Source organism: Rhodohalobacter sp., from assembly GCF_041686455.1.
GTDB lineage: Bacteria > Bacteroidota > Rhodothermia > Balneolales > Balneolaceae > Rhodohalobacter.
Map to the genome: position 1 here is coordinate 1 of NZ_JAWLDW010000075.1, position 13334 is coordinate 13334.

The following is a 13334-nucleotide window of genomic DNA, read 5'->3' on the forward strand; positions in this document are numbered from 1 at the left end:
AAGATTATTTAGGGCTCAGATTTTATTAAAACCAAAACAGATCATGATTAAAAAACTTTTTTCTCTTAACCTTGATGAATTTGTCGGTCCTGATGCTGCTATTCTACTCCTTCGAATCGGTACGGCGTCCTTGATGCTCACCCACGGTATACCAAAATTACTAAGGGTTCTGGAAGGGGATTTCAGTTTTGACGACCCCATCGGCATAGGCTCGACCACCTCTCTGATTCTTGTCACTTTTGCTGAAGCAATTTGCGCATTTTTGGTTTTGATTGGTTTAATGACAAGAATTTCTCTAGTCCCCTTGATCATTGCTATGATAGTGGCTGTTTTTATTGCACACGCCGGTGATCCATTCGGTGATAAAGAATTGGGTCTGTTTTTTCTGATCAGTTTTATCGTTCTTTTCTTAACCGGGCCGGGGAAGTATTCCGTAGATCAAATGATTTTTAGGAGGTAGGTTACTGATTTGTGGCACGACTCAAAGGTATGCCATGAGTGATTATAAATAAATCACCCAATTATGATTCATAAAGAGTTCGAAAAAAATGAAAGAGAGGAGATATTGTTCAGGAGCAATTTTCATCCATCTATGTTTTATGGAGGAGTGGTTTTTGCAATTTATATAGTTGCAACTACGGTCGCAGCAGGAACATCAAATGCTATGACTTTTTTCTTCGTACCTGTATCGCTTATTTGGATAGCCATGGGATATTTCAAATGGACTTATAGAGAGTACATCCTGACAAACGAGCGCCTGGCAATCGTTTCGGGGTATTATTATTTACGAACAGAGAGTATCCCAGTCGATAAAATTGAACATGTGACTCTCCGTCAATACTGGTCAAATAAATGGCTGGATACAGGTATTGTAACAATTTTTGGGATTGGCATTCGGACAAAAAGAATGAAGGGGCTAAAAAATGCTGAAAATTTTAGAGATGCTATTCACAGTCAGCTATCCGTGGATCCGGAACCGTATTTTTCGAATTGAAAATACAGGTGGCTCCGATGGAGCCATTTATGATATGTTGCATGCTATGCTAATAACAGGCCACTCCTCCGGAGTTTGGATATTCTGAATTAACAAAATCCGACATAATCGTGGCACGACCTGAAGACGTGCCACGAGTAGTTTAAAGCAACTCTTCAAATATTCGGTAGCTCTCCGGGCCGTACTGAAACAGCAGATCATACAAACAACACCATGGTTCGAAGCCATCAAAATGTTGCCGGTACTCAGGGTGGGTGAAATCTATTTTGCTTCTGTTTTTACCTTGTCTCTGATAGTGACGCGCATCATGTTCCTGGAAATAGATATCTGCCCCCAGCTGCTTCGCCAATTCATCAGGATCTGAGGTGTACTCATCCATTCCGCTTGAAAAATCGATTTTCGCTGAAATTTCCAGTTCCAGAAATTGGAACAGGCGTTTTCTCAAAAAGAGTGAAAAATCAAGAAGATACTCGAAATTGTGACCCATCTCGATATCGGCGCGGATTTCCGGTTCATAGAAATCATAATAGACGCTATTGCTGTAGTTGAATTTTAACGAGCGAAGAAGAGGATTCATCCAGTCTCGGCCGTGATCTATCCGGACTTCGTGAATGGGCTTTTTCTTATCGGCGGTCATTACCGGCAGGGAGATGTAGTCGGTTCCCTCCGGTGTTCGGATCAATGCCCGGTGCGTTCTGCCTTTTCTTGACCATTGCTCACTATCCTCAAAAACAATCTGATCAACCGAGAGCATGGTGGCGAGATCGTGCAGGTCGGGAATCAATACCGGCTGAAGGATGGCGAGCTTCATATCTATGAGATAGAAGCTTTATACTCTTGATCAAAAGAGTTTTCGATGTGCTCAATACGTCCGGCGATCTCTTCCCATTTTTCCATCTTTTCAGCCGACTCTGCCTTTACCATTTCATACTCCAGAGAGATCTCTTTTACACGATCTTCGTCATCGTAAAAATGTGGGTCCGCCATCAGCTCTTCAATCTCCATCTTTCTCTCCTCGAGTTCTTCAATGGCATTTTCAAATTCCTGCAGGCGTTTTTTAAGCGGCTTCACTTTTCTTGATAAAGTATTTCGCTTCTCTGCTTCAAACCGGCGCTGTTCTTTTCGGCTCATTCCTTCGGTCGGACCCGAATTTTTTCTTTTTTCTGACTTCTGTACTGCCGTTTTGTCCTCTTCTGTTTCACGTTCTTCCCGTTTTTTGTCGAGGTAGTAGCTCACATTACCCAACCACGTTTTAATATAGCCCGGCTGAACTTCAAGGGTTTTGTTGACAATCGGATCAAGAAAATCCCGATCATGAGATACAATCATCAATGTTCCTTCGTACTGCTGTAATGCCTGCTGAAGAATGTTCTTAGACTGCATATCCAGGTGGTTTGTCGGCTCATCAAAAATGAGAAAGTTACCGCTGTTTAGCAGCATCTTTGCCAGTGCCACGCGACTCTTCTCACCGCCGGAAAGCACACCTACTTTTTTGAAAACATCATCCCCTACAAAAAGAAAGCAACCTAGTATCGTTCTTAAGCGCGTGTCATTTTCTCCCGATCCGGCCAGACGCATCTCTTCCAGCGCATTGTTTTTAGGATTCAGCTCTTCAGCCTGATGCTGTGCAAAATATCCGGCCGTAACATTGTAACCGCCCTCTCTCTTACCTGATGTGATCGGTTCAATACCGGCCAGTATTCGAATGAGAGTTGACTTACCTGCTCCATTTGGGCCCACAACCGCAATTTTATCGCCTCGCTCTATTTCGTAGTCGATCCCATCAAATACAGTATTATCATCATACTTTTTAACCAAATCCCTGAGTTTTAAAACAACCTGGCCCGATCGCTCCGCTGGAGGAAAGCTAAATGAAATTTCAGATTGCTCTTCATCCAGCTCAATGTCCTCCATCTTTTCCAGCTGCTTGATTCGGCTCTGAACCTGCTTGGCTTTGGTTGCTTTGTAACGGAATCGATCAATAAACTCCTGAGTCTGTTTCCGCTCTTTCTGCTGATTTTCGTACTGCTTTTTTAAAAGCTCCTGTTCCTCTGCATATTTCTTTTCATAAAAACTGAAGTTTCCGGCGTAATCATCCAAATTTCCTCTGCGCAGTGCGAGAGTACGTTTTATTACAGAATCCAGGAAAGCCCTGTCGTGAGAAACAATGATGACTGTACCGTCATAATTTTTCAAAAAGGATTCAATCCACTGCAGCGACTCAATATCGAGGTGGTTTGTCGGCTCATCAAGCAGGAGGTAGGTAGGTTGTCTCAGTAGTAACTTTGCCAGAGCGATACGCATCAGCCACCCGCCGCTGAATTCTGTTGTGGATCGCAAAAAATCCTCTTCATTGAAGCCAAGCCCCATCAACACTCGTTCAATGTCTGCCTGAAGCGAATAGCTGCCAATATTCTCCAGCTGGTACTGCACTTGTCCGAATTCATTCAGAGTTTGTTCGTGTTCATCCGATTCAGGATCTAACATATCAAGTTGATGCTGAAGTTGCTCCTGTTTTTCCCGCAGTGATAATATCTCTGAAAAAGCCTGTTCAACTTCTTGATAGACCGTCAGCTCCGGATCCGGATCTACACCATCTTGTGGGAGATAGCCTACAGTTGCGCTGTTGCTCATATTTACGCTTCCGGAGTCTGCTTCCTGTTCTCCTGCAATAATTTTCAGAAGTGTGGATTTTCCGGCACCGTTAGGACCAACCAGACCGATTCGTTCACCGGGATTAATGGTTGCAGAAATTCCGTCAAAAAGCGGACGGTCGCCAAAATAAAGGGTAATCTTATCGAGTTGAAGCATAGATGTGAATAGTACTCATAAAAAAGGTTTTCGGCGCCTGAACCGGTTTAGGATGTTAGGCCTTTCAAAGTTATTTTAAGCATGAAAAATACCAATCATTCTGATCTGATTTAAATTATTCTCAAATGAAGTTATTGTTACGTATCAGCGCGGCTATTCTTTTATTGTTTATGATCTCATGTAATGGAGATCAACTGCAGCAACCTCTTTATGAATTTGCTATAACGAGCCCTGCAGAAACCGGATCACGCTATCCATATTTGTCTCAGGATGAGAGCGGGAAAATTTATATGAGCTGGCTGATGGGTATTGAGGAGGAGATGTTCGCTTTTCAATATTCCACCTTTGAAAGTGGGCAGTGGACAAGGCCCGGTACAATTAAAGTGGGGACAGACTTTTTCGTTAACTGGGCAGATCATCCTTCAATTACTGGCTTTGACGGAGAGGTAATGGCGGCACATTGGCTTCGGAAAGTTGAAGGCGGGCCATACGCATATCACGTTCAGGTCGCTTTTCCTCAGGATGATTCTAACCGATGGGGGGATGCGGTGACACCTCACCGGGATAATACACCAACAGAGCATGGGTTTGTGAGTATGCGCCCGATTGATGAGAATCGTATTCTGGCTATTTGGCTGGATGGAAGAGATACGGATGGAAGAGCTGATGGTGAGTACGAGGATATGGAGAAATCCATGACACTTCGTTCTGCCGAAATTAACAGGAAAGGTGAAATTTTAAGAAGCAGGTTGATCGATGATTCTGTTTGTGATTGCTGCCCAACTGACCTGGTAGAAACGGAGGACGGATTTCTTGCGGTTTATCGCGATCGTACTGAAGATGAAATCCGGGATATCTATATCTCGCGATACAGCCCGGAAACGGGGGAATGGAGTGAGCCAAAAGCTGTTTATGATGATCAGTGGGAAATTGGGGCTTGCCCTGTAAATGGACCCAAAATTGTTGCTGATGGAAACCGGGTGGCTGTGGCCTGGTATACCATGGAAGAGAATGAATCAAGGACGTACCTAATTCGGTCTGATGATGGCGGGGAAACATTCGGAGAGCCCATTTTGATTGCCGGGGATCACTCAACAGGTCGCGTTGATTTAGCCATGCTAGAAAACGGTACACTCTATGTGAGCTGGCTGCGTCATCGTGGCGATGTGGGTGATGTAGTAGTAACGGAAGTGACCCCTAAGGGAAGTGTGAAAAATACTGTTACTGTAGGTGTTACGTCACCGTCACGATCCAGTGGTTTCCCACAAATGAAGGCATTCTATGAAGGCTTGTTAGTAGCATGGACACAAACGGATCCGCTCATCAGGGTTCGGACAGCAACCGTGCCTTACGAATCGTTTGAAGAAACGGAATTGTAATAGATTGTTTTGAGGCTTGTCTTCATCAGCAGAAGCATTATTTTAGTATGAAATATTAAATCAATCGAAATCATATGCTCAAAAATACTACAAAACTAATCGCAATATTACTCACAGCAACTCTGTTTATGGGCTGCGCTTCACTATCTGCACAAACGGATCGTAATGAGTACCGTCAGCAGGCAACTGAAATTCTGGAAAGTGTACCTCTTTTTGACGGACACAACGATGCTCCTTATCAGTATCGCAATCGCGTGGGATACAAATTCAGCGAACTCGATTTTTACGACACAACCCAGCTTGAAAATCCTATGCACACCGATATTCCAAGGCTGAATGAGGGGCGTGTGGGAGCGCAATGGTGGTCTGTGTACGTACCGGCGGGTATTCCGGAAGATGAAGCCGTAAAACGCACCATGGAACAGATTGACTTTGTCTACCGTATGGCTGAAAAGTATCCGGACGAGTTCGAAATGGCTTATACAGCAGATGATGTGGAGCGAATTTTTGCAGATGGAAAAATTGCATCCCTCATCGGAATGGAAGGTGGTCATTCTATTTCAAATTCCCTTGCAACACTTCGCATGTTTTATGATCTGGGTGCAAGATATATGACCATTACGCACAGTCGAACTCTCGATTGGGCCGATGCTGCCGGCGATGACCCACAACATGACGGGCTGAGTGAGTTTGGTGAAGAAGTTATAAGAGAGATGAACAGGCTGGGCATGGCTGTGGACCTCTCACACGTTACTCCGGCTACTATGAAAGATGCCATCCGCGTATCTGAAGCACCGGTGATGTTTTCTCACTCCAATGCGAGAGGACTCAATAACCATCCCCGAAATGTGCCTGACGAAGTGCTTCAGCTACTGCCTGGAAAAGACGGTATTGTAATGGTGACATTTGTGGAGTCGTTTACCTCAGAAGAACTTCGCCGGTGGTATGCCGAACGAAGCGGTTACCGGGCAGAACTGGAATCCCTTTACCCGGGACAGCCGGATATCGTCAGTGAAAAGTTGGAAGAGTGGTCGGATGAAAATGAGATGCCTAAATCCACATTGGAACAGGTTGCCGATCATATCGACCATATCCGTGATCAAGTTGGTGTGGACCATATCGGTATTGGGGGAGATTATGATGGGGTTTCTTCTCTTCCAGACGGCCTTGAGGATGTGTCAACCTATCCGGATCTTTTTGCAGAGCTCCTAAAAAGAGGCTACAGTGAGGAAGATCTCCGGAAAATTGCCGGCGAAAATATGTTGCGGGTAATGCGAGGTATCGAAGCAACCGCTGACCGGCTTCGGCAGGTAAGAGAACCATCTGAAGTACTAATTACAGATTTTGAATAAAACAGATCAAAAATATGACCGGAAAGGCGGGCTGTACTAATTCCGCCTTTTTTGGTTGGATCAATTATTTTAAGACTAATTAAAAGTCCAAATATCACAATCCGATGAATGAATTATTAAAAAGATAGAATAAAAGTCTCCCTTATAAAGGGGAGATTTAGAGGGGTGTCCACTGGTTTTCTTAATAATTAAATAAACGCTCCCCTGTTATTTTACCTTTTCTCAGGGCGCTCTTTCCTTTATTATTTAATAATCAAAATCAGGTTAAAAAGTTCGATTAATATTCAAAACAAGAAAGAAAAATCACTTCCTATGAAACGATTGTTACTTACAACTTTTCTCACTCTTTGTGTATACGCACTAGGATTTTCCCAAACGGCAACGAAATACGAAATTTCTTTTGATAATGCGGTACATCACGAGGCGAAAATATCCGTTTATTTCGATAATCTGGAAGAGAAAGTGCTGGAGGTCCGGATGAGCCGAACTTCGCCCGGACGCTACGCTCTTCATGAGTTCGCCAAGAATGTCTATAATGTGAAAGCTTATGATGAAGATGGGAATGAACTGAATGTAACACGTCCGAATCCACACCAATGGAATGTGAGCGGCCATAATGGAACTGTTCGTTTTGAATACACACTTTTTGCGAACAGGGGAGACGGAACCTATTCACAAGTTGACGAAGTCCATGCCCATCTGAATATGCCGGCGACGTTTGCCTGGGCCAGAGATTATGAACACCGACCCATCGAAATTACCTTTAATACAGACTTTGATCAAAACTGGAAAGTAGCCACTCAGCTGAAACATCTGGAAGGGAATAAATTCTATGCACCGGATTTAGCCTATTTTCTAGACAGCCCGGTAGAGATTGCCGATTTTCATCTTCGAGAACAGAAAGTGGACGGACAGAATATCCGGATGGCACTTCATACTCATGCCTCAGATGAAGAGGTTGATATGTACTTTGAGAACGTGATGGCCATTGTTCAGCAACAGCGTGATGTGTTCGGGGAGTTGCCGGAGTTTGATTACGGAGAGTACACATTTCTAAACTGCTATATGCCCAACGCAAGCGGTGACGGTATGGAGCATCGAAATTCAACGATAGTTACCGGTTCAAAGCCGATGGATCAGGAATTGGGTAACTACCGGATCGGCACGATAGCGCATGAATTTTTCCACGTTTGGAATGTAGAGCGGATTCGTCCTGCTTCTCTTGAACCGTTTGATTTTGAAGAAGCAAACATGAGCGGTGAGCTTTGGTTTGCAGAAGGATTCACCAGTTATTATACCAACCTGACATTGGTTCGGGCCGGCATTATATCAGAACAAGAGTATGTGGAGGGACTTGCAGGCGGGATTAATTATGTTTCAAACTCACCGGGCAGAAACTATCATAATCCAATTGAAATGAGCTATCAGGCGCCATTTGTAGATGCAGCACGATCAGTGGACCCAACCAACCGCGAAAACACGTTCATCTCGTACTACACATACGGAAGTGTTCTGGGTCTCGCACTTGATCTAAGTCTCCGAAATGAAGATGACAATCTCAATCTTGATGAATTTATGAGTTTGGTATGGGATAAATACGGCAAGGATGAGATTCCCTATACAGTCCGCGATATTTGGGATGCACTTTCAGATTACGCCGGGGAGGAGTTCTCAAATGAGTTTTTCAAACGTTACATCTATAATAGTGAGTTGCCGGATTATCAACAGCTTTTAGAAACGGCAGGAGTCAGTCTGGAAAAGGCGAATCCGGAAAAAGCTGTGCTTGGCACGTCAATCGCTATTGAGAACGGTGTTGGGAAGCTGCGAACCAATGCGATTGTCGGTTCGCCGGTTTATGAAGCTGGAATCAACCGGAATGACGAAATTGTTTCTATTGACGGAGTCTTGCTTTCGGATGTAGAAAGCGTGGATGAAATTCTCAGAGCAAACAAACCGGGAGATCGTATGGAAATTCGGTTTAACCGGATGGAAGAGGAGCTTACAGTAGAAATTGAATTGGCAGAAGACCCGGTCATTCAAACAAAACTGGATGATACCGCAGGTTCTGTACAACGTCAAAGAAGAGGGAGCTGGCTGATGAATAAATGAGAGAGCCTGCTCTATTTATCTAAATCTGACAGAATATCTCGAATCCACTCCCAGGAACTGTCGCGAGCCGTTTTGTTTGCCCGTTCGGCATCAGGGGCATCGCCGGTTCTCATATAACCGTGTCCAGCGCCTTCATAAATATTGTAGATATACTCCTTGTTATATTCCTGCATCAGATCGGAAGTTTCGGGAATTGTGGAATTTATGCGCTGGTCGTTTCCTCCATAAAAACCGTAGACCGGAACAGAAATCCGGCTGATCTGATCACCGTCGGTGGGAGCACTGCCGTAAAATACAAGAGCAGCGGACAGTCCGTCTGCATTGGTTGCATACCGAAAACTTTGCGACCCTCCCCAACAAAATCCCGCAACAACAATGTTGCCATTTGAAGCCGGTAGCTGTGTTACATAATCCTGAACGGCTTTCAGGTCCTGCGTTATCCGATCCTGATTCAATTCATAAAGCGCATTTCGGGCGGCATCGGAAGATTCAAAATCTGAGGTTTTTTGATGATTTTCGTTAAACTCAGAAAGCAGGTCCGGTGCAATGGCGATGTAACCCTCAGCCGCAAGCTGATCTGCAAAACTGCGAACCCAGTCGGTCAATCCACGATTTTCATGAATAACAATAACTGCCATAGCATCTTCTGAAACTTCGGGGTAAACAACAAAGTTGTGGATGGTACGGTCACCATCAGAAACTTCAATCCACTCATGGTGACGGGGTGACTCCTCAAGCTGTTGAAGGGCATAATCCTGGGCAAATACTGATGGTGAAGCGATTAAAAAAGTGAAAAAACAGACAAGATATTTCATGAGATCGGAATTGTGAAGTTTCATCAGGCAGTAGGCAGTAGGCAGATTAACTAACTTTACCTTTGTGGCGTTCAATGGGACTGTTCCTGAGCTGTTAAAGGTCTTACTACAACCTAATTTTAAGACATGTGGATTGTCGAATCGCTTAAATTCTTCGGGCAGTTTTTCCAGCTGTTGCATACCGAATTTAGCAATCTCATCGGTGGATCTTGGTTTTGAAATTCTCTCTCCATTATTGTTTACTTGCTCTGATATTGGCTCTTTTATAAACTCCGACATTATACATGACTGCATAAGTTCAGATGGATAAACCATCATATCAAAATCTTCTTCATCTGCAAGGGCTACTACTTCTCTTCCATAAAAAGCCGTTAGGTCTTTTTTAGCCGGGGAGGTTAATTTTTACGACATTTTCAGAGAGTTTCGTTGGTGATTAATTATTTGCGTAGGAAAGCTTATCGGCACTGTCTAATGCTTGATCGGGCCGTTCGGCGTACTTCCCAGGCGAATCTATTCTGTTTTAGTTCCAAGTTACATTTTCGCCTGACACGAATGGACTCGAATGATTACAACCCAAAGGGATAGGTTTCCGGTACTCCCTCTTCTTTTTTCCGCTGAGGTAGGGGATTGATCGCTTGGGATTTATCAAACCAAATATATTCATCAAACTGATTAGACAGGAAAGCCTGAAAGTAATGGCTCTGCATCTCCGTTTTAGGTCGGTAAATGACGCCGATAGCCCGTTCAAGCCGGCTCTCTTCAAGCTCAGTAGTTAGTTTTTCATACCCCTGTTTATGCAGCGGGAGAATAAAATTATCGTGCTTAACTTGGTGCATCAGATTTTCAATGGTTTCTTCAGGCGAGGGACGGACATTCATTACATTCATTTTGTCGCCCCAGTTGTGAGCCGCAGCCACAGTGCCGTGATCGGTTCCGAACCCGATGTTGTAGGCCTCATCTCCAAACTCCTCTTTTGCAAGCTGGCCGATATTGTGCTCGCCGCGAGCCCCCATCTCTGTTGCTCGTGCGTCTCCTACATGAGAATTATGAGCCCAGACGACAGCCTTTGCATCGGCGCCTCTGTGATCCATCAAAGACTTCAATGTTTCGAACATATGACTGTCACGAAGATTCCAGCTGGACTGTGCGCTAAGGTACATGCTGCGATAATACTCCTCAGCATTGGCAACAAGTCGTGCATTCTGCAGGGCGTCAAAATATCGGGTTCCGTCTTTTTCAGTCTCTTCAACGCGATGAGCTAAAATCTTATAGAGCATATCTGTGACATCTTTTTCACATTTCTTGTACTCGTTACTCATAGCAGCTGCTCCATAACTGGCCGGATTATTTTCGTAAGGAGTAAGACATCCATACCGGTTGCGGGCTGTCTCTGCAAGTTTAGGATCTATATCTTCCAGATAATCAATAATGGCTTTTACGGAGGAAAACATACTGTAGAAATCCAGGCCGAAAACTCCCGTTTTTTCATCTTGTTCGGACTTACCATCATTGTAGTTCCTGAGCCATTTTACGAATCGAAGAACCTCGCCATTATTCCACATCCAGGTGGGAAACCGTGTGAAGGGCTCCTCTTCGGGCAAAGAAATGTCTGTATCTCTTACGAATCTGTCAACGTGTGCCGCGTCGGGCCAGTCGGCTTCGAGAGACACAATATTAAATCCTTTCTTCTGAATAAGTTCTCTTGTCAACTGTTCCCGAAAACGATAAAATTCGGATGTTCCATGCGAGGCTTCTCCTATCAATACAACTCTAGCTTCCCCAATACGATCAAGAAGAGGGGAAAGATTAGCACCTTCAGGATTATTAAAAGGTTCAGCAACATCCTCAATTAGCTCTTTAGCGGTCTTTTCTTTTTTGGGCGGTGAAACTTCCTTAGCCTCACGATTCAGCCATCCACCCGAACCGATAAGCGGTACAAATTGGACCCTGCCAAGATCTTTTTTCTCGAATTCACCATCTTCTTTGGTAGTGAGAATAAGTCGCTGAGTCCTAATTTCTTTTCCGACAGGAATAATCAAACGCCCGCCTTCAGCCAGCTGGTCTTTCAGATCTTCCGGGATTTTGGGCCCGCCTGCAGCAACATTAATTGCATCAAAAGGGGCATGCTCCGGCCAGCCTTCCGTTCCGTCTCCATGAAGAACATAGATATTATCATATCCCAGTTGATTGAAGCGTTTGCTAGCTGCTTCAGCCAGAGTTTTGTGACGCTCTATAGTGTATACTTCCTTCCCGAGTTCACTCAACACTGCAGCTGCGTAACCTGATCCTGTTCCGATATCAAGAACTTTATCGTCTTTCTGGATATTAAGTATTTCTGCGGCCAATGCTACGACATAAGGCTGTGAAATCGTTTGTTCTTCTTCAATGGGAAGAGGTGCGTCCTTATAGGCAAATTCAACAAGGTCTTTTGGAATGAATTTTTCTCTTGGAACTTTTCCCATCGCTTGCAGCACTCTTGGATCTTCTATTCCCCTTGCTTTCAGCTGCCTTTCTATCATCTCTTGTTTTACTTGCAATAAGTCACTCATCACCTGATATGTTTGATTTCAAGGATTTGGTTCTCTTAAAACTCAACATAAAAAAGGAGGATATAGTTTAAGTCACTATCAGATATTTGCTTACCAATACGTGCGAATTGAATAGTACAAGAAGCATTTAGACAGCCATCAGGCATCGGGTATGATGAACCGGATGAAAATAGTGCTCACCTCGTAATTATAAATAAGTTAAATATTTACTCAAATTCTGGTGTGCTGAAAAAATTTGATTCCACGCCTGCGAGCAGTGAGGATGCCAGACTGACGTGATTGATATTCAGATGATCCCGGTAATTTGAGAATTTTCTGTTTTCACTCTGGCTCCAGAATTGTTCAATATCATCTGCGAGATTCTGCTTTTTTTCAAGCTCCTTTAAATCCGAAACAGTATCTGCAAGTTTATCTTGATAATTGTCTACCACCCGCAGGCCTAGCGATAGTCCGCACTCCCTAAAAGCGAGTCGGAATCTGGACGAAGATGCAAGATCTGCCCGCTTAGAAAATTCTTTTAATCCGGTTAAAGCATCGCTGTATAGTTTTTGTGGATGTACTGATTCCGGAAGTTTTGTATGCTGTTTCAGCTCAGCGGACCGGACAACATTCAATAACAGACCACCCAATCCCAATGGGTCGTCTGTCTGCCAGCTCTTTCCCCCGCAGAGAGATTCAAGATCGCTGAGATATTCAGTGAAATCCTCTTCATTCGATGTCAATAATTTGCACTCCAGGGCAGTCAAGTATCCATCCAGCGGATCATGTGCACCCATGGATGAAACCAGCGGATAACTCAGGTCAACACTCATTTTCCAGTAAAGGCGTGATTGATTGCCGGAGCTCTCTAAAAAATGCCTGCCGGCAAGGCTCAACTCCGATGCATATGTTATCAACTTCCGGTCATTAAGTTTTTGTGCAGCATGCAAAAGCGCATGAATCCAGCGTGTATGGTAGTGGAAGTACTGGCCATCCCGATCCCATTCTTTTCTTGGATCGAACGGATCTGTTTTTTTTCGTTCAAGTTGGTCCTTGCCAATTCTGAGGCCGTTTATGGTTGGATGTTTTTGTCCTTCCTCTTCGGGTAATCCACTGATCCATCCGCTTCGGGAATCTTCCGGGGCAAATCGTCCTAAAGTTTCGTGCACTTGGCCAATCAGATTCCGCGCAAGATATTTGTATTTGTCATCATCAAAAAAGGACGACAGCGCAAGGAAATTTTGAACAGCGAATGCATCTGTCCAGAGATACCGATCCTGGCTGCTTGTGTCTTTATTATTGATCCCGGTTTTGTCTGCAAAGTCATCCATCAACTTTTTGGCAAG

10 protein-coding genes and 1 pseudogene are annotated in these 13334 nt (G+C 44.1%); 5 read left to right on the forward strand and 6 right to left on the reverse strand.

Annotated elements, in window-relative coordinates:
• Positions 1 to 43 precede the first annotated feature (43 nt).
• Positions 44 to 460, forward strand: coding sequence for a DoxX family protein (locus ACESM0_RS09355; RefSeq protein ID WP_372905839.1), 417 nt, complete (start codon positions 44 to 46; stop codon positions 458 to 460).
• A gap of 63 nt (positions 461 to 523) precedes the next feature.
• On the forward strand, positions 524 to 994 hold the full coding sequence (locus ACESM0_RS09360) for a PH domain-containing protein (RefSeq protein ID WP_372905841.1): 471 nt from the start codon (positions 524 to 526) through the stop codon (positions 992 to 994).
• A gap of 142 nt (positions 995 to 1136) precedes the next feature.
• Here the strand turns inward: ACESM0_RS09360 and ACESM0_RS09365 are convergent, their stop codons facing one another.
• Both ACESM0_RS09365 and ACESM0_RS09370 read right to left on the reverse strand, forming a co-directional pair.
• Entirely contained in the window at positions 1137 to 1805 is a 669-nt protein-coding gene (locus tag ACESM0_RS09365) for a WbqC family protein (RefSeq protein WP_372905843.1), read from the reverse strand.
• Positions 1806 to 1807: 2 nt separating this feature from the next.
• Entirely contained in the window at positions 1808 to 3805 is a 1998-nt protein-coding gene (locus ACESM0_RS09370; protein ID WP_372905845.1) for an ABC-F family ATP-binding cassette domain-containing protein, read from the reverse strand.
• Between the two features lie 125 nt (positions 3806 to 3930).
• Between ACESM0_RS09370 and ACESM0_RS09375 the strand changes: the two genes are divergently transcribed.
• The 3 genes from ACESM0_RS09375 (at position 3931) to ACESM0_RS09385 (ending at position 8645) form a co-directional block, all read left to right on the forward strand.
• Positions 3931 to 5184: a sialidase family protein gene (locus ACESM0_RS09375; protein ID WP_372905847.1), complete on the forward strand. Its 1254-nt coding sequence runs from the start codon at positions 3931 to 3933 to the stop codon at positions 5182 to 5184.
• A 74-nt stretch (positions 5185 to 5258) separates the two neighbouring features.
• A complete protein-coding gene (locus tag ACESM0_RS09380; RefSeq protein WP_372905849.1) occupies positions 5259 to 6536 on the forward strand; it encodes a dipeptidase in 1278 nt (425 codons plus the stop codon).
• 312 nt (positions 6537 to 6848) lie between these two features.
• Entirely contained in the window at positions 6849 to 8645 is a 1797-nt protein-coding gene (locus tag ACESM0_RS09385; RefSeq protein WP_372905850.1) for a M61 family metallopeptidase, read from the forward strand.
• Positions 8646 to 8656: 11 nt separating this feature from the next.
• Here the strand turns inward: ACESM0_RS09385 and ACESM0_RS09390 are convergent, their stop codons facing one another.
• The 4 genes and pseudogenes from ACESM0_RS09390 to ACESM0_RS09405 all read right to left on the reverse strand — a co-directional run.
• Positions 8657 to 9484, reverse strand: a complete 828-nt coding sequence (locus ACESM0_RS09390; RefSeq protein ID WP_372905856.1) for a dienelactone hydrolase family protein — start codon at positions 9482 to 9484, stop codon at positions 8657 to 8659.
• An 87-nt stretch (positions 9485 to 9571) separates the two neighbouring features.
• Positions 9572 to 9796 (reverse strand): annotated as a pseudogene (locus ACESM0_RS09395) (nicotinate phosphoribosyltransferase); the annotation flags it as partial.
• A 230-nt stretch (positions 9797 to 10026) separates the two neighbouring features.
• Positions 10027 to 12009 (reverse strand): protein-L-isoaspartate(D-aspartate) O-methyltransferase, encoded by a 1983-nt coding sequence (locus ACESM0_RS09400; RefSeq protein ID WP_372905852.1) that lies wholly within the window; start codon positions 12007 to 12009, stop codon positions 10027 to 10029.
• Between the two features lie 206 nt (positions 12010 to 12215).
• Positions 12216 to 13334, reverse strand: a 1119-nt coding sequence (locus ACESM0_RS09405) for a hypothetical protein (RefSeq protein ID WP_372905854.1), incomplete at its 5' end; no start/stop codon positions are given.

Bases quoted from the DNA above. Each gene is read 5' to 3' on its own strand.
- ACESM0_RS09355 (WP_372905839.1), top strand. From the start codon at position 44: ATGATTAAAAAACTTTTTTCTCTTAACCTTGATGAATTTGTCGGTCCT.
- ACESM0_RS09360 (WP_372905841.1), top strand. From the start codon at position 524: ATGATTCATAAAGAGTTCGAAAAAAATGAAAGAGAGGAGATATTGTTC.
- ACESM0_RS09365 (WP_372905843.1), bottom strand. From the start codon at position 1,805: ATGAAGCTCGCCATCCTTCAGCCGGTATTGATTCCCGACCTGCACGAT.
- ACESM0_RS09370 (WP_372905845.1), bottom strand. From the start codon at position 3,805: ATGCTTCAACTCGATAAGATTACCCTTTATTTTGGCGACCGTCCGCTT.
- ACESM0_RS09375 (WP_372905847.1), top strand. From the start codon at position 3,931: ATGAAGTTATTGTTACGTATCAGCGCGGCTATTCTTTTATTGTTTATG.
- ACESM0_RS09380 (WP_372905849.1), top strand. From the start codon at position 5,259: ATGCTCAAAAATACTACAAAACTAATCGCAATATTACTCACAGCAACT.
- ACESM0_RS09385 (WP_372905850.1), top strand. From the start codon at position 6,849: ATGAAACGATTGTTACTTACAACTTTTCTCACTCTTTGTGTATACGCA.
- ACESM0_RS09390 (WP_372905856.1), bottom strand. From the start codon at position 9,484: ATGAAACTTCACAATTCCGATCTCATGAAATATCTTGTCTGTTTTTTC.
- ACESM0_RS09400 (WP_372905852.1), bottom strand. From the start codon at position 12,009: ATGAGTGACTTATTGCAAGTAAAACAAGAGATGATAGAAAGGCAGCTG.